Here is a 21,312-nt window from a genome sequence, read left to right on the forward strand (position 1 = left end):
GGGGGTCTCCGGCGCCGGGGGGTGACGGCGCCGGGGTGTTCCGGCGCCCGGGGGTGTAGCTGGGTACACCCCCGGGAGTGAACCCCTGGTCATTGAGGCACACCCGTCGCGTGCGATGGGATGTGATCATGAACGTCACGGACTTTGCCGTCGAACTCCGCTCCGTCCGCCGGACCTACCGGCGCGGGCCCGAGCCGGTCATCGGCCTGGACGGGGTGAGCACCGGGTTCCCCTTCGGCACCTTCACCGCCGTCATGGGCCCCTCCGGCTCCGGCAAGTCGACCCTGCTGCGCGCGGCCGCCGGCCTGGAGGCGATCGACGGGGGCGAGGTGCTGGTCGACGGCACCGTCCTGGGCGGACTGCGCGACAAGGCGCTGACAGTGCTGCGCCGGGAGCGGATCGGCTTCGTCTTCCAGTCCTTCAACCTGATGCCCGCCCTGACCGCGGCACAGAACGTGGCGCTCCCGGCCCGGCTGGCCGGCCGCCGCCCCACCCCCGCCGAGGTGACCGCCGCGCTGGCCGCCGTCGGCCTCGCCGACCGGGCCGGGCACCGGCCGGGCGAGCTGTCCGGCGGTCAGCAGCAGCGCGTCGCCATCGCCCGGGCACTGCTCACCCGCCCGGCGGTCCTGCTGGCGGACGAGCCGACCGGCGCGCTGGACAGCCGCAGCGGCCGCGAGGTCCTCGCCCTGCTGCGCGGCGCGGCCGACGACCCCGGCCGGGCGGTGGTCATGGTCACCCACGACCCGGTGGCCGCCTCGTACGCGGACCAGGTGCTGTTCCTCCGGGACGGCCGGCTGGCCGACACCCTGGAGCGGCCCACCGCCGAGCAGGTCGCCGCCCGGATGACCGCGCTGGAGAGCGCGGAGGGCGTCGAGAACGTGGCGCGTGTGGAGGCCGTCGCATGCTGAGCCTCGCCCTCGCCACCGTCCGGCTGCGCTGGGCCTCGTTCGTCGGCAGCTTCGTCGCCCTGGCCTTCGGCGTCGCCCTGATGGCCACCTCGATCCTGGTCATCGCCGCCACCTCCGGCGTTCCCGACCAGGGCCGCCAGCGCTTCTCCGAGGCCCCGGTCCTGGTGACCGCCAACCTCAGCGTGGACTTCGCGGCCGCCCGCGGCGAGACCGTGCCGACGCCCGTCGCCGTCCAGCCGGGCCTGCCCGCCGGGCTGCTCGCCGCCGTCGCCGGGACCGGCCGTACGGTCGAGGACCGCACCTTCTACGCCCAGCTCGCGGACGGCCCGCGCGACCAGGTCGGGCGGGCCTGGTCCGCCGCCGCCCTGGGCGGCTACCGGCTGGCCGCCGGCTCGGCGCCGTCCGCCGACGACGAGGTCGTCATCGGCGGGGGCCGGCCGGACCAGGTCGGCCGGCCCGTCCGGTTCGTCACCTCCGACGGCCCGCACACCGCGACGGTCTCCGGGGTGACGGAGGCCGAGCCGTTCGAGCACGCCGTCTTCTTCACCGACGCCCGGGCCGCCCGGCTCTGCCCCGCCGTCGGCGTGCTGGCCGCCTTCGGGGACGCCGACGCGGTGCGCAAGGTCGTGGACGCGGCCGGCGGAGAGAGCGTCGCCCGGGTACTCACCGGCACCGAGCGCCGCCAGGCCGACCCGCACTACGCCGAGGTCAGCAGCCGGCTGGACGGCGTGCAGACCCCGCTCGGCCTGTCCGCCGCGGTCTCCGGCGGCACCGCCGTGTTCGTGGTGGCCGGCACCTTCGCGCTGTCGATCGCCCAGCGCCGCCGCGAACTCGCGCTGCTGCGGCTGATCGGTGCCACCCGGCGGCAGCTGCGCACCCTGGTCAACCGGGAGGCCCTGGTGGTCGGCGTGCTGGCCTCCGCGGCCGGGTGCGCGCTCGGCGCGGCGGGGGCGGCGCCGGCCGGCCGGTGGCTGGTCGGGCGCGACCTGGTACCGGCCGGCTTCACCGTTCCGGTCACCTGGTGGGGGCTGCTCGTCGCGGCCCTGATCGGACTGCTGACCGCGATCTGCGGCGTGGTGGCCTCCTCGCTGAAGGCCGGACTGATCAGCCCCGGCGAGGCGCTGGCGGAGGCGGACGTCGAACGGCCCTCGCGCGCCGTGCTGGCCTTCCGCTGGGCCGGCGGCCTGCTCGTCCTGGGCGGCGCCGTCGCGGCCGTCGCGATCGTCGCCCGCAGCTGGCCCGACGCCGCGGCCAACGTCGCGGACTCGCTCGGGCTGCTGCTGACGGTCGTGGCCGGGTGCGTCCTGCTCGCCGGTGTGCTGGCCGGCCCGGCGGTCCGGCTGCTGGCGCTGCTGCCCGGCCTCCCGGGTCGGCTGCGCGGGCGCCCGGTGGAGGAGGCCGGCGGCATCGCCTGGGCCACCGCCCGGCTGAGCGCGCTCACCGCCGTCCGGCGCACCGCCGCGACCGTCACCCCGGTGGTGCTGATCATCGCCTTCACCGGCTGCCTGCTCGGCAGCGTCCGCACCATCGACCGCTCGCTGGTCACCGAGGCGCGCCGACAGCTGTCCGCCACCGACTACGTCGTCGCGCCGGCCGGCACGCCCGGGCTCAGCCGGGCCGTGGTCGACCGGGTCCGCGCCGTCCCCGGCGTCCAGGCCCTGGCGATCACCCCCACCTCGGTCATGGCGGACCTGGACGGCGAGTCCCTGGTCGCCTTCCGCGCCGCCGCGGCCGACCCCGCCGCACTGGCCGCCGTCGACCGCCTGCCCGTCGTCGCGGGCTCGGTCGCCGACCTCGGCCCCGACTCCGTCGTGCTCAGCCGCACCTGGCCCGGCGCGCCCCGGGTCGGGCAGGTCATCCCGGTCCGGCTGGCCGACGGCACCCCCAGGGACCTGCGGGTCGCCGCCCTGCTCGGCACCGGCGCCGAGACCACCCAGGCCTGGGTGACCGCGGCCAACGCCGTCACCGACGGCGTCGGCGGCCCCGCCCTGACCAGCCAGATGCACCTGCGGATCCTGCCCGGCACCGACCGGCAGCAGGCCGTCGCCGCCCTGCGGACCGCCGTCGACGGGCTGGGCGCCCGGCTCGCCACCCCGGAGGAGATCGGGGCGGCGCGCGCCGACGGCGAGGAGGAGGCCACCTGGAACGCCCTGCTGATGATCCTCGGCCTGGCCATCTGCTACGCGGCCGTCGACCTCGCCAACTCGCTGGTGATGACGGTCACCGACCGCAAGCGGGAACTGTCCCTGCTACGGCTGGCCGGCGCCACCAAGGCCCAGGTGCTGCGCTCCGTCGCCGTCGAGACGCTGCTGTGCGTGGCGGCCGGTGCGCTCGTGGGCCTGCTCGGCACGGCCGTCAGCCTCGGCGGCTCCTGGGCGGCCCTGACCAACCTCGTCGGCCCGACCCCGGCGGTCGTGCCCTGGACGGAGCTGGGCACGCTGACCGGCTGCTGCGCGGTCATCGCCCTCACGGCGGCGGTGGTGCCCGCCGCCCTGGCACTACGGGGGCGGGACGGCCGCGACATCCTCGGCGGGGTGGGCTGACGGCGGGGGATCGCGCATGAGGGACGCTCATGGGTGCTGGTCATGAGCCTCCCTCATGGGTGCTGCACATGAGCATCGCTCATAGGGGTTTCCCATGAGCGTCGCTCATAGGTGCCGCTCATGAGCCTCCCTCATAGGTGCTGGTCATGAGCGTCCCTCATGGGTGCTGCACATGAGCGCTCCTCATAGGTACCGCTCATGAGCGTCCCTCATGAGCAGCCGAGGCCCACTCCCCCGCCCTGGCCCCTGTCCCGCAGGCCGTCCAGGACCAGGTCCGCGAGCCGTTCCGGGAGGTCCGGTTCGACGGGACGGTGGCCGAGGAGGGCGCGGGTCTGGAGCGGGGCGCAGAGCAGTTCCAGGGCGAGGCCGGCGTCCGTGTCCGCCGGGAGTTCGCCGCGTTCGGCGGCCCGCCGGACGATGACGCCGGCCTGGGCGAGGCGGGACTGCCAGAACGTCCGCCAGGACTCGGCGAGCACCGGGTCGTCGGAGCTGAGCGCGGCCGCCCGGACGACGGACCGGCCGAGCGGGGTGGCCAGGTAGCCGGCCAGGGCCCGGGCGAAGGCGGCCAGGTCGGTCCGGACGGCGCCGGTGTCGGGGACCGGGATGCCCTCGTCGCTGGCGGTGAGCATGGCGTCGAGCACCAGCTTCTCCCGGCTGCCCCAGCGCCGGTACACGGTGGTCTCGTTGACCCCGGCGCGGGCCGCGACGTCGGCGATGCTGAGCCGGGCGATGCCGTGTTCCGCCAGCGCCTCCATGGCCGCCGCCAGTACGGCCGCACGCACCCGCGCCGCCCGTCCGCCGGGTCGGCGCCGGACGTCCGCCGGGTCTTCCGCACCTGTACCACTCAAACCGCTGGCACCGGTCGTACCGCTCACATCGCTCATATGTCGATCACCTCGCCCGCCACCTTAACGCAGGACCACTTGCGTTTAGCGCCGACCCGGGCGCATAGTCACTAACGCAAGAGTTCCGGCTTTAATGCTGCAGGAGGCACCGACATGCCCTTCACCTGGCCGCTGGACCCGCAGGACCTGTTCACCGAGCGCCACCCGCAGATGACCCTCGGCCTGCCCGCCGCCGAGGTGGACGCGGTACGCGCCGCCGTCACCGAGATGTGGCCCGACCGGCCCGGCGGCTGGGTCCACGAGTGGTCCGCCCTGGCCGCCCGCCACGCCGCCGCCGGGCGCCACCGCGAGGCCGCGCAGGCGTACGGCTGGGCCAAGTTCCCCTCACTGGCCGACCGGCCGAAGCGCGCCGCGCTCGCCCGGCAGGTCGAGCAGTACGTGCTCGCCGCCCCCGGTTTCGCGGTGGAGTTCGAGCGCCGCACGCTCACCGTCCCGTACCGCGGCGGCGAGGCAACCCTGCCGGTCCACTTGATGGCCGCCCCCAGTCTGGCCGCCGACGCCCCGGTCGTCCTGGCCAGCGGCGGCGTGGACTCCTGGAAGACCGACCTGCACGGCATGTGGGAGCAGCTGGCGCTGGCCCTGCCGGTCCGGCTGCTGCTGTTCGACCTCCCCGGCACCGGCGAGACCGCCCACCTGCCGATGACCCCGGACGGCGGCGCGGAGGTGATCGACGGCCTGGTGGCGTTCGCCCGCACGATCGGCGACGGCACGGTGGGCCACTTCGGCATCTCGATGGGCGGCTACTACTCCGCCCGGGCGGGCCTGAGCGGCGCCGTGGACGCGGCGGTGGTGCTGGGCGGCCCGGTGGAGCGCTCCTTCGCGCCCGGCCGCGGCTTCGCGTTCGGCATGGACGGCATCGTCGGCAACGCCCTGGGCTTCGACGCGCCGCCGAGCGCGTCCGAGCTGGCGGAGGCCTTCACGGCCTTCGACCTGCGCCCGCTGCTGGACCTGGACGCCAACGGGCCGATGCTGGTACTCAACGGCACGGACGACGTGCACGTCCCGCAGTACGACACCCTGGTGTTCGCCGGGCGCCGGGCCACCCGGATCGAACTGATCCCGGACACCGGCCACTGCGCCGTCTCCCGGTTCGACGAGGCGATGGCACTGATCGTCCCCTGGCTCCGGACGGCACTGATCGGCTGAGCTCTCCCGCCCTGCCGGCCCTTCCAGCCCCACGAGTCACGCCGGTCACGCCCGCCGCACTGGTCACGCCGGTCCGACAGTCGCTCAAACACTCAAGTCCGATGACCGTACGACCCCTCCCGGCGGGGCAACCTCCGTGGCGCCGCCGGGAGCCGGCCCGGGCCCGCCGTTAGCGTGTCCGCATGGGCGCTCAGCAACTCGATCTGGCCGGACTGCGCCGGGTGTACGGGCGGCCCGGGAGCCGGTGGTTCTACACCCGGGTCGCGCGCAACGCCCGGCACTGGGGCTGGACGGAGCCCGGGCAGTCGAAATGGCGGCTGTGGCGGGCGCAGCGGCAGCTGCAGGACGTGCTGGGGCGCAAGCTGGCGCTGCCGACGGGGGCCCGGGTGCTGGACGCCGGGTGCGGGGCGGGGGTGGTGGCCCGGGCGATGGCGGCGCGGTTCGGACTGGAGGTGACCGGCGTCGACGTCCTGGACTTCCACCTCGCCGAGGCCCGCCGGCTCAGCGCCCGCGCCGCACTGGACGGGCGGACCGCCTTCGGCTGGGGCGACTTCCACCGACTCCCTTTCGCCGAGGGCGAGTTCGACGGCGCCTACTCGATGGAGACGCTCGTCCACTCCTACGATCCGCCGCGCGCCCTGGCGGAGTTCCACCGGGTGCTGCGCCCGGGCGGCCGGCTGGTGCTCCTCGGTCCGATGAGCACCGTCCCGCTGGACGAACTGGAGCCGCGGGCCCGGGCGTTGCTCGAACCGTACCTGGACGCGATGGCGATGACCGGGGCCCGGTTCTACCACGCCGGCAACCTGTCGGACCTGCTGTCCGAGGCCGGGTTCGAGGTGGAGGAGGCGCTGGACGCGACGCCGTACTACACGCCCACCTCGGAGGCGGTGTACGCGTACTTCCGGCTGCCGTGGGAGGTGCTGCGGCGCTTCGGCGATCCGTCGAAGTGGCTCAATCTCCGTTCCACGGTGGAGATGTACGCCGTCCGCGAGTACGTCGCCTGGTACGTTCACACCGCCGTCAAGCCTTCGAGGTGACCCCCGCCATGGACGAGCACCCCGCCCCGCTGCCGTACCCGAGCGGCTGGTTCTGCGTCGGACGGGTCCGGGACCTGCCGCCCGGCCGGGTGCGCACGGCCAGGCTGATGGGCGAGGACGTGGTGCTGTACCGGACCCGTCGGGGGGCGGTGCGCGCGGTCGGTCCGCACTGTCCGCACCTGGGCGCGCACTTCGGGGCGGGCGGGGCGGTCCGGGGCGAGGACCTGGTCTGCCCGTTCCACGGTTTCGCCTTCGGTCCGGACGGCTCCTGCACCGGTTCACCGGACGGGACCCGGTTCCGGGCGTCGCTGACGCGGCGCCTGCTCTGCGAACGGGACGGCGCGCTGTTCGTCTGGCACGGGACGGACGGCGAACCGCCCGGGTGGGAGCTGCCGCCGGCGGTCGGGGTGCGCCCGCTCGCCTGGTGGAGCGGGGAGGTGCTCTCGCACCCGCAGGAGGTGATGGAGAACAGCGTCGACTTCCGGCACGTGAGCGTGCTGCACGGCCTGGACACCCGGGAGACCGCGCCGCCCGAGGTGGACGGCCCGCTGTTCACCGTGCACCAGCGCACCACGACCCGCTTCCCGGGGCTGGGCGCGGTCAGTCTGGAGCAGCCGGTGACGCTGGCCGGGCTCGGCATGATGCGCCTGGTGGCGGAACTGCCGGAACTGGGCGCCACCTTGCGGGTCTGGGTGCTGGCGACGCCGGTCGCGCCGTGGCGCACCAGGGTACGGTTCGCGGTGACCAGCACGGTGCCGGTCCCGGGGGTCGGGTCGGCGAAGGCGCTCGACCGGGCGGCGTCCTGGCTGGCACTGCAGGCCTCGGTACGGATCATCAAGCAGGACCGGCCGGTCCTGGCGCACAAGCGGTACCTGGCGCAGCCGCGCCTGGTGCCCGGGGAGCGCTCGATCGGGCTGTTCCGCCGCTGGGCGCGGCAGTTCTATCCGGACGCTCCGGCCCCTTCGGCGCACCCAGCCTCGTCGGCCTATCCGACCCCTTCGGTCCAGCCGACCCCTTCGGTCCACCCGGCGGCGAATCTCTCCCCGGAGGCGAACCCGGTGGACTGCCCCCCAGCGGACTGACCCCCAGCGGACTGACCCCCGCCGGGCTGGCCCCCGCCGCCCGGCGCGGCCAGCGTCTCCCACACCGGGTCGGGCAGTCCGGGGACGGCCCGACCCTCCGCCTGCCAGCGCCGGGCCAGCTCGGCGTAGATGGGTGCCCCGACATCGGGCTCCTCGGGTGGCTCCACCCCAAGCAGGATCGTTTCTTCGACCGGCCGCCGCCGCGGTACCGGCATCACCCCAAATCCACTCACACCCGCCCAACGCACCCCGCCCGCACCGGGACACGGTCGCGTCAACCCGACAGGCCGCGCATCAGCCCCCTCACGAAGCACCGCCCGGGAGTCGTACCGGAGGGTGCACAGGAAGGGCGCGCAGGAAGTCGGCCCGGCCGACTTCCCGTGCGACCACGCCCCGGCCCCCTCCACGTGCCGTACGGATTTACGGCGGTCATGCTGAGGTTCGACCGCCCCGGCGCCTACCGCCGCCGGCCCGCCGCCAGCAGCTCGGGCACGGTGGCGAGCTTCACCCGGGGCCGGCCCTCGGCCTCGCCCCGCTCGCGCTCCGCGCGGTCCACCGCCCGCAGCTCCTTCAGCCCCACGGCGTCCGGCCGCCGGCTCCGCACCAGCCGGTCGAACTCCTTGTGCCCGGACCCCGGTTCGGGCAGCGCGCGGGCGGTCGCGTCGTCCAGCAGCGCGTCCACGGTCTCGCGGGCGCAGGCCCGGTTGGCGCCGATCCCGCCGGACGGCCCGCGCTTGGCCCACCCCACCACGTACGCCCCCGGCAGCGGCCGCCCGGTCGCCGGGTCGACGACCCGCCCACCCCGGTGCGCGACCGTCCCGGTGCGCTCGTCGAACGGCAGCCCCGGCACCGGGACGCCACGGTGCCCGATGGAGCGCACCACCAGGCCGGTCCGCAGGACGTCCGTCCTCCCGGTCGCCTCGGCCCGCTCGCCGTCCACGAGCGTGGTCCGCTCGACCGTCAGCTCCTCGACCCGCCCGTCCCCCGCCAGCCCGACCGGCGCCGACAGGAACCGCAGCACGATCCGCCGCCCCGGCCCCGGCTCCGCGGCCCCGTCGTACGGGACCAGCGGCAGCCCGGCGAGCAGCGCCGCCTGCGGCCCTGACGCCGACCGCGAGTCCGCCGCCGGCCGCGCGCCGGCCGCCGCCTGCGCCCCTGACGCCGCCTCGATCGCCGCCCGCACCTCCGGGTGGTCCTCGACCACCACCTCGACGCCCGGCAGCTGCCGCAGCGCCAGGAACTCCGCCCTGGTCCACGCCGCCTGCTCCGGGCCGCGCCGGGCGAGCAGCACGACCTCCCGGACCCGGCTGCGACGCAGCGCGGCCAGCGCGTGGTCGGCGATGTCGGTGGCGGCGAGCCGGTCGGGGTCGGTGAGCAGGATGCGGGCGATGTCCACGGCGACGTTGCCGTTGCCGACGACGACCACGCGCTCCGCCGAGAGCTCCACCGCGTCGGCGGGCACGGTCGGGTCGGCGTTGTACCAGCCGACGAAGGCGGTCGCGGGCAGGCTGCCGGGCAGCTCCTCGCCGGGTACGCCGAGCCGGCGGTCGGCCGCCGCGCCGACCGCGTAGATCACCGCGTGGTGGTGGGCGGCGAGCTCCTCGTGAGTGACGTCGGCGCCGACCTCCACGTTCAGGTGCATCCGCAGCCGCGGGTCGTGGAAGACGCTCGCGAAGCTCTCCGCGATCCGCTTGGTGGACTGGTGGTCGGGCGCGACGCCGTGCCGCAGCAGTCCGCCGGTGACCGGCAGCCGGTCGATCATGGTGAGCTCGGCACTGGTGCTGCGCAGCAGTTCCTGCGCGGTGTACCCGGCGGAGGGGCCGGTGCCGACGACGGCGATCCGCAGCACGCCGAGCTCGCCCGGCAGGCTGCGCGGGAAACTGGGCCGGCCCCAGGCGTGATCGCTGGGGTGGTCGCGGAACCAGTCGCGGTTGAGGTCGCCGAACACGGTGTCCGGACCGCGCAGCCGGTCGACCGGGAACACCGCGTCCACCGGGCAGGCGTCCGCGCAGGCACCGCAGTCGATGCACGCCTGCGGGTCGATGTACAGCATGTCGGTGGTGCCGAACTCCGGTTCGTCCGGGGTCGGGTGGATGCAGTTGACCGGACAGACGGACACGCACGAGGCGTCGTTGCAGCAGGTCTGGGTGATCGCGTAGGCCATGGCCGGGGTGGAGTCCTCGCTGCGCGTGGGGGATTGGGTCTCGGGCTCGTCTGACGAACCGTCAGAGCATGTGCACCCGGCGGTAGACGGCCGCGGAGCGGCTGGTCAGCAATCCGCTCTCGGCGAGGAAGGCCATCAGATGCCGGGAGCTGGTGCGCATCATCGCCTTGCGGTGCTCGTTGGCCCGCACCTCGGCGAGCGCCCGCCGCACGTCGAGCCCGGCGGCCTTGTAGACGCCCGGGTGGACCATGCTGGTGACGATGACGTACGCGCCCATGGCGATGCCGGTGGCCGAGGCGCGACGGCGCGACGGGCTCGCGTACCGCATCCGCTCGCGGATCTCCTGCCGGGCGAACTTCATGTGGCGCGACTCCTCCACCACGTGGATCCGGGAGGTGCCGCGGACGATCTCCAGCACGTTCTCGCCGCGCATCCAGTCGCGCTGCATGACGTCAAGCACCTCTTCGGCCACCAGGATTCCGCCGTACGCGAGTTCACCCCTGGCGAGCGCCTTGTACGCGCGACCGGCCTGGGCTATCAGCTTGTTGGGGCGGTAGGCGGGGACGCCCATCTTCGCGCAGGCCCGGGCGAACATGATCGAGTGGCGGCACTCGTCGGCGATCTCGGTGAGCGCGAACTGGAACTCGGCGCTGGCGGGGTCCTTGAGGTACTGGTCGCGCAGCACCATCTGCTGGAGGATCATCTCGAACCAGATACCGGTGTTCATGATCGAGCAGACCTCGTGCCGGGTCAGGGTGACCCGCTGCCGCTCGGTCATCTCGTCCCACAGCCGGGTGCCGTAGAGCGTGCTCCACTCCGGGTTCAGCCCGTAGTGCCCCCCCGGGAGGGGGGCGTCCCAGTCGATCTCGGTCGAGGGGTCGAAGGAGAGGGTGGCGGCCGACTCCAGCAGCCGCTTCGAGACGTCGTCGTCGGCCGTGGTGTGCCGGTGCTCCCGGCCGCCGTCGTGGTGGTGGTCCCGCCCCCGCGCCACCGGGTCGGTGAGAGCCATGGCTGCCTCCAGGTGCCTGCTCCTGCGGGTTCCCGCTCACCCGCTTATTAGACGGACAGTACAATAAGAGCCCGCCGCCGAGAACCCCCTGTGCACCGGCCCTTGCCCCGGGCACGCCGAACGGCGGGCACGACGAAGGGCGGAGCCCGTCGGGGCCCCGCCCTTCACCCATCCGCCGTGACGGCTACGGCGCAGCGACTACGCCGCACCACCCAGCGCCTGCCGCAACGCCTCTGCCGCCTCGGCCGTCGCCTCCCGGAAACGGTGGCCGACGCCGATGTAGTTGGCGTACCCGTGGATGAGGTCCGACTGCCGGCTCAACCGCACCTCCACCCCCGCCTCCCCCAGCGCCCGCGCGTACGCCTCGCCCTCGTCGCGCAGCGGGTCGAAGCCCGCGGTGCCGACGTACGCGGGCGGCAGGCCGGTCAGGTCCTCGGCGAGCAGCGGCGACAGGCGCGGGTCGGCGCGGTCGGCGGGCTCGGGCGCGTACCGGTCGGCGAACCAGTCCATGCCGGCGCTGGTCAGGAAGAACCCGTCGGCGAACAGGTCGCGCGAGGGGCGCCGGACCGAGGCGTCGGTCGCCGGGTACAGCAGCAGCTGGAACACCGGCGCGGGACCGCCCCGCCGCACGGCCGCCTGCGCCGCGACGGCGGCCAGGTTGCCGCCCGCACTGTCCCCACCGACCGCGATCCGCTCCGGATCCGCGCCCAGGTCCGCCGCCTTGGCGTACGCGTAGTCGAACGCGGCCAGCGCGTCCTCGGCGGCCGCCGGGAACACGTGCTCGGGCGCCAGCCGGTACTCCACCGACAGCACCCGGACGTTCGCCCGCTGCGCCAGGAACCGGGCGACGTGGTCGTGGCTGGCCCGACTGCCGACCACCCAGCCCCCGCCGTGCAGGAACACCAGCAGGCCGGAACCCTCCGCCAGCCCGTCCGGCGTATACAGCGTCGCGGCCAACTCCCCCTGCTCCTGCGGGATCCCGACGGCACGCGCGGCCACCGAACGCAGCACCGGACCGCCCACCAGATGCCGCGCGTACTCCATCGCGACCCGCGAGGACGCGACCCCGCCCGGCATCACCAGGGACGCCTTCGACAGGCGCTGCAGCTTGAGGATCAACTGCGCGTCCAACGCGAGCGTCTGCCCGTCCCGCACCACCGGCTTGCCCGCGAACGCCCGCCGCAGCCCCTCCGGCAGGGCGTACGCACCCCGAACGAAGGCGGCCTGGATCCGGACGGGGAAGGGGATCGTCATCTCGTCTGCCTCCTGGGGGCGGTTCTGCCTGAACGCGGGAGCCCATGATGGGCCCGTCCCAGCAGACTTGGAAGCCTCCTCGACGCCCCCTGAACCCACCCTCGACCCACCCGAGCCCACATCCCGGAAAAATTATGCAGACCGGTCTACATCTTCTGTCGCCCCGGCTGCACGAAAAGTCGGCCCACCCGACTTCTCACGCAACAAGCGCCACCCCGGGCACCAAATCTGTAGACCGGTCTGCATAATCCCCCGGGGCCGAACTCCGACCCGCGCACGAGAAGTCGACCAGCCCGACTTCCTGCGCCCGCCGCGCCCCGCACCGTCAGAAATCTGTAGACCGACCGACATATTCCTCCCTGCCCGCCGCAGGCCACACCTCCGCACCTCCGCGCGAAAAGTCGGCCCGCCCGACTTCTCGCGCAACAAGCGCCACCCCGGCGCCAAATCTATAGACCGGTCTGCATATTCCCCCAGACCGAACTCCGGCCCGCGCACGAGAAGTCGGCCGGCCCGACTTCCTGTGCGCGCTGCGCCCCGCACCCCCGGAAATCAGTAGACCGACCGACATATTCACCCACCCCGCTCGACCCGTTGGGCCTGGGCTGTGAGGTGGCGGCGTTCCGGGGCGCTGGAGGTGCGGGCGGCGGCTTCGCGGTAGGTGTGGGCGGCGGTGGCCGGGTCGGTGCCGAGTCGGTCGAGGAGGTGGGCGCGGGCGGCGAGCAGGCGGTGGTGGCGGGCGAGGCGCTTGTCGGCGGCGAGTCCGTCGAGGAGGGCGAGCCCGGCTGCCGGCCCGTGGACCATGGCCACGGCGACGGCCCGGTTGAGGGCGACCATCGGGTTGGCGTCGAAGCGCAGCAGCAGGTCGTACAGCGCCAGGATCTGCGGCCAGTCGGTGGCTCCGGCGGTCGGCGCCTCGCTGTGCACCGCGGCGATCGCCGCCTGCACCTGGTACGGTCCGGGCTGTCCGCCCGGGAGCGTGGCGGCGATCAACTCCAGCCCTTCGCCGAGCGGTTCGCGGTCCCAGCGGCCGCGGTCCTGCTCCTCCAGCGGGACCAGTTCGCCGTACGGTCCGGTACGGGCGGGCCGGCGGGCGTCGGTGAGGAGCATCAGGGCGAGCAGTCCCGCGGTCTCGGCGTCGCCGGGGGTGAGGCGCAGCAGCAGGCGGGTCAGCCGGATCGCTTCGGCGGCGAGCCTCGGTACGGTCAGTTCCTCGCCGTCGCTGGCGGTGTAGCCCTCGTTGAAGATCAGGTACAGCACGTGCCGGACCTCGCCGAGCCGGGCGGCGCCGTCGTCTCCTTCGGGCAGGGCGAGCCGTCCGCCCGCGGTCCTGAGAGTCTGCTTGGCCCGGCTGATCCGCTGCGCCATGGTGGTCTCGGGCACGAGGAACGCGGCGGCGATCTGCGCGGTGGTGAGGCCGCCGACGGCGCGCAGGGTGAGCGCGATCCGGCTCGGCACGGACAGGGCCGGGTGGCAGCAGAGGAACAGCAGGGCCAGGGAGTCGTCGGCCACCGGGTCGGGCGCGTCGGCGGCCGGGGCGAGGAGGGCCGACTGCGGGGTGGCGAGGGCCAGTGCCTCCTCCCGCCGCCGCCGGGCCGACTCGCTGCGCACCTGGTCGACGAGCCTGCGGTCAGCGACGGTCACCAGCCAGCCGCGCGGGTTCGCGGGCAGCCCGTCCCGGGGCCACTGCAGTGCGGCGGCCAGCAGTGCTTCCTGCGCCGCGTCCTCGCACGCGTCGAACGCCCCGCCGTGCCGTCGCACCAGCGCGCCGAGGACCTGCGGCGCGAGTTCGCGCAGCAGCTCCTCGACGCGGTCGCTCCCGACGCTCACTCGCTCACCGGGAGCTCGTCCACCGGAAGTTCGCTCACCGAAAGCTCGTTCACCGGCGACTCGTGCAGGATCGGCCACAGCTCGACCGGCTCGACGTCCGCGAACGGCATGTCGGCCGCGATCCGCTGGGCGCGTTCCAGGCTCTCGCAGTCGAGGAGGTAGAAGCTGGCGAGGTACTCCTTGGTCTCCAGGTAGGGCCCGTCGGTGACCACCGGCACGCCCTCGGCCCGGCGCACCAGCTGCGCGGCGGCCGCGTCGGCCAGTCCGTAGGCGCCGATCAGCTCGCCGCTCTCGCGGTACCTGGTGTTGAACGCCTCCTGCTTGGCGATCGCCTCGGGCCAGGCCTCGGCCGGGAAGGAGTCCCACTTGGCCTGGTTGCCGTAGATCATCGCGACGTACTTCATCTCGGGTGTCCCCTCGGTCCCGCGCGCCCCGTCGGCGCGCTGTCACCTCTCAGTCGGAGCCGCGGGACGGGCCCTCGACATCGGCCGAGAGCTTTCTCCGAGAGATTTCTCCGAGGATTTCCTCCGGGCGCCGAGACGCCCCCCGGCAACGCCGATGATCAAGGTACCGCAGGCCCCCGGGGTCAGGAGTTGCGCCGGTCTTCCGCGTCGAAGGATGCCAGCGCCAACGCCGCGGGTTCCAGCGACCGGTGCAGTGCTGCCAGGACGGACGGGTCCAAACCGCCCAGGGCGTCGGCGAGTTCCTCGGCCGTGTCCTGGGCGATCTCCCGTGCCACCGCGGCCGGCGCCGTCCGTGGCCCGAGCTTGCTGACCGCGGCTGCCGCCCGGGCGGGGGTGAGCAGCGCGGATGCCTGGACCAGCAGCCAGGCCGGGACGCCGGCCGCGCCCTCCGGTGGGGGCAGGTACGGGCGGGCGCCGCCGTAGCGGCCGTCCTCGGCGAAGGCCTGCTGCTTGACCTTCACCAGTGGACGGGCCGCTGCCCCGGCCTCGCCCGACTCCCGCGACTCCCGCCACTCCCCGGCCGGTTTGAGGACGTACCCCTCCGCGAGGTTGTCCGCCAGGTCGGGCAGCCCGAACAGGGCCGGCACCCGGCTGGGGAACAGCACCGGCAGGTCCTGCAGGGCGTTCAGCGCGCCGTGCCCGAGGAGCGGGACGCAGGTGAGTCCGGCGGTGCTCGCGGCCGCGCGCAGGGTGCGGTCGGCGATCCACCAACGGCCTTGGGGTGTCTCGACGGTGGCGTCGAACGGCAGCCAGCGCAGGCCGGGGTCGTACCAGACGCCGGTCTGCACCGGGTCGACCCCGGCGACGGCGGGCACCCCGGGGTGCGGGTAGCGTCCGCCGGCCAGCTCGCCGTAGATCGTCACCGTGGCCGAGCGGCCCCACGCCCCGCGCCCGTGCCAGCGCACGGCCGCGGCGAACCGGCTTGCGGCGACCGTGAGTTCGGGCCAGATCCGGCTCACGCCGAAGAAGCCGTCCAGCTCCTCGTCGTCCAGCAGTTCGCGCCGCTTCGCGGCCCGCACCGCCCCGCCATCCCCGCCATCCCCGCCATCCCCGCCCTCGCAGACCACCGCGAAGTGCGCGCCGTGCACCTTCTCCGTCGCGGTCCACTCGCGGCCGCCGGGCCCGCCGGAGCGGCCGCGCGAGGGGATCTTGGGGTAGGGCCGCAGCTCGGCCCCGTCGAACGCCGTCGTCTCGGACACGAACTCGGACACGAACAGGATCCTCGCCGCCGAACCCGCCCACCGGCAACCGGGATTCCCGGGGGCCGGGGCCGAGGGCCGGCGCCCGCCACCGGCGCCCACCGTCACGACCGCGGCAGGGCTACCCCGGCGGCTCGGAGCCTGGCCTCGGTGAGCGCGGTCAGCCGGGCCGAGACCGGCGCCCGGTCACCGCCGTGCTCGTTGATCATCCGGTACTGGGCGGAAGCCCTGCGCCAGGCCCGCAGGCTGGCGGGGCTCGCCAGTAGGGCGGGGTGGGCGAGGTAGTGGTCGGCCATGGCGGTCGCGAGTTCCTCGATCCGCGGGTCGTCCGGTTCCCAGGTCTCGGCCTCCAGGCCGCGCTTGGTCAGCTCGACGTACTCGGGGTCGTCGAGGCAGTGTTCCAGCCGGGCCAGGAACCCGTCGAAGCCCTCCGGCACCATCGCCCGGGCCAGCACCAGGGCCTCGCGTTGCGCGGCCACGTAGTCGGGGCCGAAGCCGAGGCCGGGCATCCGGTCCAGGACGGCGCAGGCGCGTTCGGGCAGCAGGGCCCGGTCGCCCTCGGCGAGCCGGTGCAGCGTGTCGCGACGGGCGCTCAACTCCGCGATCCGCTCGGTCAGCCGCCGCCCGACGTCGGCGAGGGAGGCGGCGAACTCCTCGGCGTCGGCGTCGAGCAGGGGCCCGACCTCGGCCAGCGGCACCCCGGCGGCGGCCAGGGTCCGGACCTGCACCAGCCGCAGCAACTCCGCCGATCCGTACCGCCGGTAGCCGGAGGCGTCGCGTCGCGGCTCCTCGACCAGCCCGTGCCGGTGGTAGTGCCGCACCGTCCTCACCGTGACGCCGACGAAGGCCGCCGCCTGCCCGATCGTGACTCCGCCTGTCATCCGCCCGCCATCCCCCGACATCTCTCGACTGTTCGCTGGTCGTCGCCCACCCCGCCCCGCTCCCGAAGCGTACGGGCCACGGCCGTACGGGCCATGGCCGTTCAGCCCGCGCGGAACACCTCGTCGACGAGCAGCTGCTGGGCGCGCTGGAAGGCCGGTGCGATGGACAGGTCCGCGTCGTCCACGAAGGTCAGCCCGGCGGTGAGGGTCGTGCCGCCGTCGGGGCTGCCGTACATCAGCGCCGCCGAGCCGATGGTGGCGCCGTTGTGGTGGTAGACGGTGCCGCGGCCCTGGCCCAGGTCCTGCGCGAACACGCCCAGGCCGTAGCCGATCGTCGCCTCCGGCGTGCGCATCTCCGTCAGCAGGCCGGCCGGCAGGAGGCGGCCGCCCATCAGCGCGGAGAAGTAGGTGTGCAGGTCCCGGGTGGTCGAGATCATGTCGCCGCCGGCCGCGACCCAGGAGGGGTTGTGCCGGGTGACGTCGACCGTCCGCTCCCGCCCCGCGTCCTGGTAGCGGTAGTAGCCGTGGTTGTGGGGCTCGGGGACCTCCGGCGAGGTGCCCGGCGCCACGGTGCCCGTCATGCCCAGCGGCGCCAGGACCAGTCGTCGCAGTTCCTCGGCGAACGGCCGGCCGGTGACCTCCTCGATCACCAGCCGGGCGAGCACGTAGTTGGTGTTGGAGTAGCTCCAGCCCGCGCCTGGCGCGAACCGCGCCGGGTGGGACAGCGACAGCCGTACCAGTTCCTCGGGCGGGTAGGTACGGAACCGGCCGTCCACCCACTCCTTGCCCCGCCACGGGATCCCGGGCACGACCGTCCCGTCGTCGAGGAGTTCGCCGGTGTGGCTGAAGATCCCGCTGGTGTGCTGGAGCAGCATCCGCACCGTGATCCGCCGGTCCAGCCCGAACCGGGGCAGGTGGTCGGCGACCGGGGCGTCGAGGCCGATCCGGCCCTCCGCGACCAGCAGCAGCACCACGGTGGCCACGAAGCTCTTGGTGGAGCTGCCGACCCGGAAGTGCCCGTCGGAGAGCGCATCGGCCCGGCCGAGCTCGCGCGTACCGGCACTGCCGACCCACTCGCCGCGCTCGTCGTTGACCCGCAGCTGCACGCCGAGGAAGCCCGCTTCGACGAGCTCCTCGATCGCGTTCCGCAGCTCCGGGCGGTCAGCCTCTCGACTGGGCGAGGTGCTGGGGAAGGTGGTGGACATGGCGCTCCTTCGCGTCCGTCGGCCCGCTCCCGTGTCGGGCCGCTGCGCCGAGCCTCCACCCCGCCCCTGGGTCAACCTCAAGCGTGATCCGGCTCACATCCATGCCCCCATCACCACCCCCGCCCTCAGACGCCCCACTCCGCCCGCAGCCGCGCGAACGCCTCGTGGAATCCCGGGAAGGTCTTCCGCACGCATCCCGGGTCGTCGAAGGTGATGCCCGGTGTGCGCAGCGAGGTGACGGCGAAGGACATCACGATCCGGTGGTCGCCGTGGGTGGCGATCTCGACCGGGCGGGGCGTGCCGGGGTGGATCTCGATCCAGTCGTCGCCGGTGTCCACGGTGATGCCCATCGCGCGGAGGTTGGCGGCGCAGGCCTCCAGGCGGTCGCACTCCTTGACCCGGGTGTTGTGGACGTCCTCGATCCGGACCGGGCCGGTGGCGAAGGGCGCGATCGCGGCGAGGGTGGGCATGGTGTCGGAGATGTCCCGCATGTTGACGGTGAGGCCGCCGAGCGTGCCGTCGCCGGACACGGTCGTACGGTCGTCCCCGACGTCGACCCGGACGCCCATCCGCCGCAGGACGTCGACGAAGCGCAGGTCGCCCTGGAGGGCGTCGCGGCCGAGGCCGGGGACGGTGATCTCGCGGCCGGCGAGGGCGGCGGCGGCGAAGAAGTAGCTCGCGGTGGAGGCGTCCGGTTCGACGGCGTACCCGGTCGCCCGGTAGCCGCCGGGGGGCACGTCGAAGAGCTCGCCGTGCGGCGTCCGTTCCCGCTTCACTTCGACACCGAAGGAGCGCATCATCGCGAGGGTGATGCCGATGTACGGGGCCGAGACCAGCCGGGTGACGGTGATCCGCAGGCCGTCGCGGGTGAGCGGGCCGAGCAGCAGCAGCGCGGTCAGGTACTGCGAGGACTCCCCGGCGTCCAGGGTGAGTTCGCCGCCGCGGACGCCGTCGGCGACGACGGTGAGCGGGTGGTGCCCCTCGGCCTGTTCGTGCCGCAGGTCGACGCCGAGTTCGCGCAGTGCCCGGGTGAGCGGGGCGACGGGGCGGCGGCGCATCTGGGCCGAGGCGTCGAAGCGGTAGGTGCCGTGGCCGGCGGCGGCGAGGGTGGGCAGGAAGCGGGCGGTGGTGGCGCCGTCCCGGCAGTACACCTCGGCCGTCTCGACGGCGGGCCCGGCGGGCCGGCCCGTCACCCGCCAGGCGTCGGCCGCCCGTTCGACCCGGTAGCCGAGTGCGGCCAGCCCTTGCGCGAAGCCTTCGGTGTCGTCGGAGGCGAGCGGCCGGTGCAGGGTGGTCTCGCCGTCGGCGGCGGCGGCCAGGAACAGCGCCCGGGCGGTGATGGACTTGGACCCGGGGATCTGGACGGCGGTCACGGCAGGCTCTCCCAACACAGGTGCGTCCGGTGGCGTCGGTCCCGATCCTGCCGCACCGGCTCCCTGCCGTTCGCGACGTTCCACGGACTGGACGACGACGGCCCGGCGAACTCCGAGGCCCTCAGCGGCGTTCCCAGAGCCCGGCCAGGTGCGCGTGCAGGACCTCCTCCGCCTCCGCCGCCGTCCGGTACCCGATCAGGACGTGCGCGGTGAGCCCGTCCGCGAGGGCGAGCAGCGTCCGGGCCTCGGTCCGCGCCTCCAGCACCCCGCCGGCGACCGCCCAGTCGGCCCCGCCCCCACCCTCGGACGCCTCCGCGACCAGCCGCACCACCAGCTCCTCCAGCGCCGCGTAGCTGCCGCGCAGGGTCTGCGCCAGCCCGGGGTCGACGGCGGCCGCGGCGACGAAGGCGAGCCAGATCCTGGCCTCGGCCCGGTGTTCCTCGCGCAGCAGCGCCACTTCCCCGGCGACCAGCCCGAGTTCACTGGCGGCCGACTGGGCCGGCCCGGCGGTCAGCCGGACCCGCACCCGCTCGGTGACGCGCTCGCCGACGTGCGCGAGGGCGAATCCCAGCATCTCCTCCTTGGTGCGGAAGCAGCGCTGGACGGCGCCCATGGAGACCTCGGCGCGGGTGGCGACGTCCCGCAGGGTGACGGCTCCCAGGCCGCGTTCGTCCACGAGTGCGCAGACGGCGTCGGCGATCAGCCGGCGACGGCTCTCGTGGTCCACCTGCTTGGGCATGCCGCCTCCTGGCCGAGTTCCCGACGGTGCGGGATCCCGACGTTCCGAGTTCCCACCCTTATTCCGATGCAAGCGTATCGCTTCCCCGGCTATGGTTCCGATGCAACCGCATCGGAACGAGCCCGAGGAGCCCCGCCCCCATGCCCCTGTGGAGCAAACCCGCCACCGAACTCGCCGCCGCCGTCCGCACCGGCGAGGTCTCCGCCCTCGACGTGGTCGACAGCCACCTCGACCGCATCGCCGAGGTCAACCCGCACCTGAACGCCGTGACCCGGCTCCTCGCCGACCGGGCCCGCGCCGCCGCCCGGGACACCGACCGCCGCCGGGCCGCCGGCGAGGACGTCGGGCCGCTCGCGGGCGTGCCGTTCACCGTCAAGGAGTGCACGCCGATCGAGGGCGTGCCCACCACCTTCGGCACCCCGCGCTTCCGTGACCACGTCGCCCCCGCCGACGCCGTCCCGGTGGCCCGGCTGCGCGCCGCCGGGGCGATCCCGATCGGCCACAGCAACCTGCCGACCCTGATCCTGGCCGGGATGCACACCCGCAGCGAGCTGTACGGCGACACCCGCAACCCCTGGGACCCGAGCCGCACCCCGGGCGGCACCAGCGGCGGTGACGGCGCCGCGGTCGCCGCCGGCCTGGCCCCGCTCGGGCTCGGCAACGACTCGGGCGGCTCGGTCCGGATCCCGGCCGCCTTCTGCGGCGTCGCCGCCCTCAAGCCGACCACCGGCCGCTTCCCCGCCGACCAGCGCCTGATCGGCCCGGACGACCCCGGCCCGGCCTCCCAAGTCCTGGTCACCGACGGCCCGTTGGCCCGTACGGTGGCCGACCTCCGGCTCGCCTACGAGGCGCTGGCCGGCACCGACCCCCGCGACCCGCGCGCCGTCCCGGCGCCGCTGTACGGCGAACCGCTCCGGCGGCCGCTCAGGGTGGCCGTGGTCGCCGACCCGGGCGGCCACGGTGTCCACCCCACCGTCCGCCGGGCCGTCGAGGCCGCCGCCGAGGCGCTGCGCGACGCCGGGTACGAGGTCCGGGAGGTGCCCGACGTCCCGCGGCTGGACGAGGCGTACGACACCTACCACCGGCTCACCGTCACCGAGTTCGCCCCGAGCTGGCCCGCCGTACGGCAGCTGCTCGGCGAGGGCGGCGACCGCTTCATCGAGCTGACCATGCGCAGCGCCCCGCCCGCCGACGCCCCGGGGCTGATCCGGCTGATGAGCGCGTGGATGAACATCCGCCGCTCCTGGACGGAGTTCCTGGACGAGTACCCGCTGCTGCTGGGGCCGGTCTTCACCGAGCCGCCGGTCGAGCCGGGCCTGGAGTCGCGGGACCAGGCGGGCCGCGACCGGGTCGCCATGGCGATGCGACTGTGCTCGGTGACCAGCTTCGTCGGCGTCCCGGCGGTCGCCGTCCCGACCGGGCTCGCCGAGGACGGCCTCCCCACCGGCGTGCAGCTGATCGGACGGGCCTTCCGCGAGGACCTGTGCCTGGCCGCCGCCCAGGCCGTCGAGGACCGCCTGGGCGTGCTCACCCCGATCGACCCCCGACGGTAGCGAGGCGGCAGCAGGACGGT

The 21,312-nt window shown here is 74.6% G+C and carries 17 protein-coding genes; 6 read left to right on the plus strand and 11 right to left on the minus strand.

Annotation, left to right across the window (positions count from 1 at the left end; translation table 11 throughout):
- Positions 1 to 128: 128 nt before the first annotated feature.
- Both IE332_RS15795 and IE332_RS15800 read left to right on the plus strand, forming a co-directional pair.
- Positions 129 to 908 carry an ABC transporter ATP-binding protein gene (locus IE332_RS15795; protein WP_189916478.1) on the plus strand — a complete coding sequence of 260 codons (780 nt, stop codon included), beginning with the start codon at positions 129 to 131 and terminating at the stop codon, positions 906 to 908.
- The gene (locus tag IE332_RS15800; protein WP_189916479.1) at positions 902 to 3,451 is read left to right on the plus strand and encodes an FtsX-like permease family protein; all 2,550 of its coding nucleotides are present in this window, start codon (positions 902 to 904) and stop codon (positions 3,449 to 3,451) included. The genes IE332_RS15795 and IE332_RS15800 overlap by 7 nt, the downstream gene beginning before the upstream one ends.
- A gap of 209 nt (positions 3,452 to 3,660) precedes the next feature.
- On the opposite strand, the gene IE332_RS15805 is transcribed toward IE332_RS15800, so the two are convergent.
- Positions 3,661 to 4,233, minus strand: a complete 573-nt coding sequence (locus IE332_RS15805) for a TetR/AcrR family transcriptional regulator (RefSeq protein WP_229928624.1) — start codon at positions 4,231 to 4,233, stop codon at positions 3,661 to 3,663.
- Positions 4,234 to 4,449: 216 nt separating this feature from the next.
- Here IE332_RS15805 and IE332_RS15810 point away from each other — a divergent pair, with 216 nt between their 5' ends.
- From IE332_RS15810 to IE332_RS15820, 3 genes are all read left to right on the plus strand, one after another.
- Positions 4,450 to 5,502 (plus strand): alpha/beta hydrolase, encoded by a 1,053-nt coding sequence (locus tag IE332_RS15810; RefSeq protein ID WP_189916481.1) that lies wholly within the window; start codon positions 4,450 to 4,452, stop codon positions 5,500 to 5,502.
- Between the two features lie 182 nt (positions 5,503 to 5,684).
- On the plus strand, positions 5,685 to 6,539 hold the full coding sequence (locus tag IE332_RS15815; protein WP_189916482.1) for a class I SAM-dependent methyltransferase: 855 nt from the start codon (positions 5,685 to 5,687) through the stop codon (positions 6,537 to 6,539).
- An 8-nt stretch (positions 6,540 to 6,547) separates the two neighbouring features.
- Positions 6,548 to 7,621 (plus strand): aromatic ring-hydroxylating oxygenase subunit alpha, encoded by a 1,074-nt coding sequence (locus tag IE332_RS15820; protein WP_189916483.1) that lies wholly within the window; start codon positions 6,548 to 6,550, stop codon positions 7,619 to 7,621.
- A 457-nt stretch (positions 7,622 to 8,078) separates the two neighbouring features.
- Here the strand turns inward: IE332_RS15820 and IE332_RS15825 are convergent, their stop codons facing one another.
- From IE332_RS15825 to IE332_RS15870, 10 genes are all read right to left on the minus strand, one after another.
- Positions 8,079 to 9,785, minus strand: coding sequence for a 4Fe-4S binding protein (locus tag IE332_RS15825; protein WP_189916484.1), 1,707 nt, complete (start codon positions 9,783 to 9,785; stop codon positions 8,079 to 8,081).
- 61 nt (positions 9,786 to 9,846) lie between these two features.
- Complete coding sequence (locus IE332_RS15830) at positions 9,847 to 10,794, minus strand: AurF N-oxygenase family protein (protein WP_189916485.1); 948 nt, start codon at positions 10,792 to 10,794, stop codon at positions 9,847 to 9,849.
- Positions 10,795 to 10,992: 198 nt separating this feature from the next.
- Positions 10,993 to 12,048: an alpha/beta hydrolase gene (locus IE332_RS15835; protein ID WP_189916486.1), complete on the minus strand. Its 1,056-nt coding sequence runs from the start codon at positions 12,046 to 12,048 to the stop codon at positions 10,993 to 10,995.
- A 573-nt stretch (positions 12,049 to 12,621) separates the two neighbouring features.
- Positions 12,622 to 13,878, minus strand: a complete 1,257-nt coding sequence (locus tag IE332_RS15840; RefSeq protein WP_189916487.1) for an RNA polymerase sigma factor — start codon at positions 13,876 to 13,878, stop codon at positions 12,622 to 12,624.
- Entirely contained in the window at positions 13,875 to 14,282 is a 408-nt protein-coding gene (locus IE332_RS15845) for a YciI family protein (RefSeq protein ID WP_189916488.1), read from the minus strand. The genes IE332_RS15840 and IE332_RS15845 overlap by 4 nt, the downstream gene beginning before the upstream one ends.
- Before the next feature lie 182 nt (positions 14,283 to 14,464).
- Positions 14,465 to 15,553, minus strand: a complete 1,089-nt coding sequence (locus IE332_RS15850; protein WP_189916489.1) for an RNA ligase family protein — start codon at positions 15,551 to 15,553, stop codon at positions 14,465 to 14,467.
- A gap of 92 nt (positions 15,554 to 15,645) precedes the next feature.
- Positions 15,646 to 16,422 (minus strand): MerR family transcriptional regulator, encoded by a 777-nt coding sequence (locus tag IE332_RS15855; RefSeq protein ID WP_189916490.1) that lies wholly within the window; start codon positions 16,420 to 16,422, stop codon positions 15,646 to 15,648.
- A gap of 101 nt (positions 16,423 to 16,523) precedes the next feature.
- Positions 16,524 to 17,627 carry a serine hydrolase domain-containing protein gene (locus IE332_RS15860; RefSeq protein ID WP_189916491.1) on the minus strand — a complete coding sequence of 368 codons (1,104 nt, stop codon included), beginning with the start codon at positions 17,625 to 17,627 and terminating at the stop codon, positions 16,524 to 16,526.
- A 125-nt stretch (positions 17,628 to 17,752) separates the two neighbouring features.
- Complete coding sequence (gene aroA, locus IE332_RS15865; protein ID WP_189916492.1) at positions 17,753 to 19,000, minus strand: 3-phosphoshikimate 1-carboxyvinyltransferase; 1,248 nt, start codon at positions 18,998 to 19,000, stop codon at positions 17,753 to 17,755.
- 121 nt (positions 19,001 to 19,121) lie between these two features.
- Positions 19,122 to 19,739, minus strand: coding sequence for a TetR/AcrR family transcriptional regulator (locus IE332_RS15870; protein WP_189916493.1), 618 nt, complete (start codon positions 19,737 to 19,739; stop codon positions 19,122 to 19,124).
- A gap of 140 nt (positions 19,740 to 19,879) precedes the next feature.
- On the opposite strand from IE332_RS15870, the gene IE332_RS15875 reads away from it, so the two are divergent.
- Positions 19,880 to 21,292, plus strand: coding sequence for an amidase (locus IE332_RS15875; RefSeq protein WP_189916494.1), 1,413 nt, complete (start codon positions 19,880 to 19,882; stop codon positions 21,290 to 21,292).
- The last annotated feature ends 20 nt before the right edge of the window (positions 21,293 to 21,312 follow it).

The sequence above is a fragment of the Kitasatospora xanthocidica genome (assembly GCF_014656195.1).
GTDB lineage: Bacteria > Actinomycetota > Actinomycetes > Streptomycetales > Streptomycetaceae > Kitasatospora > Kitasatospora xanthocidica.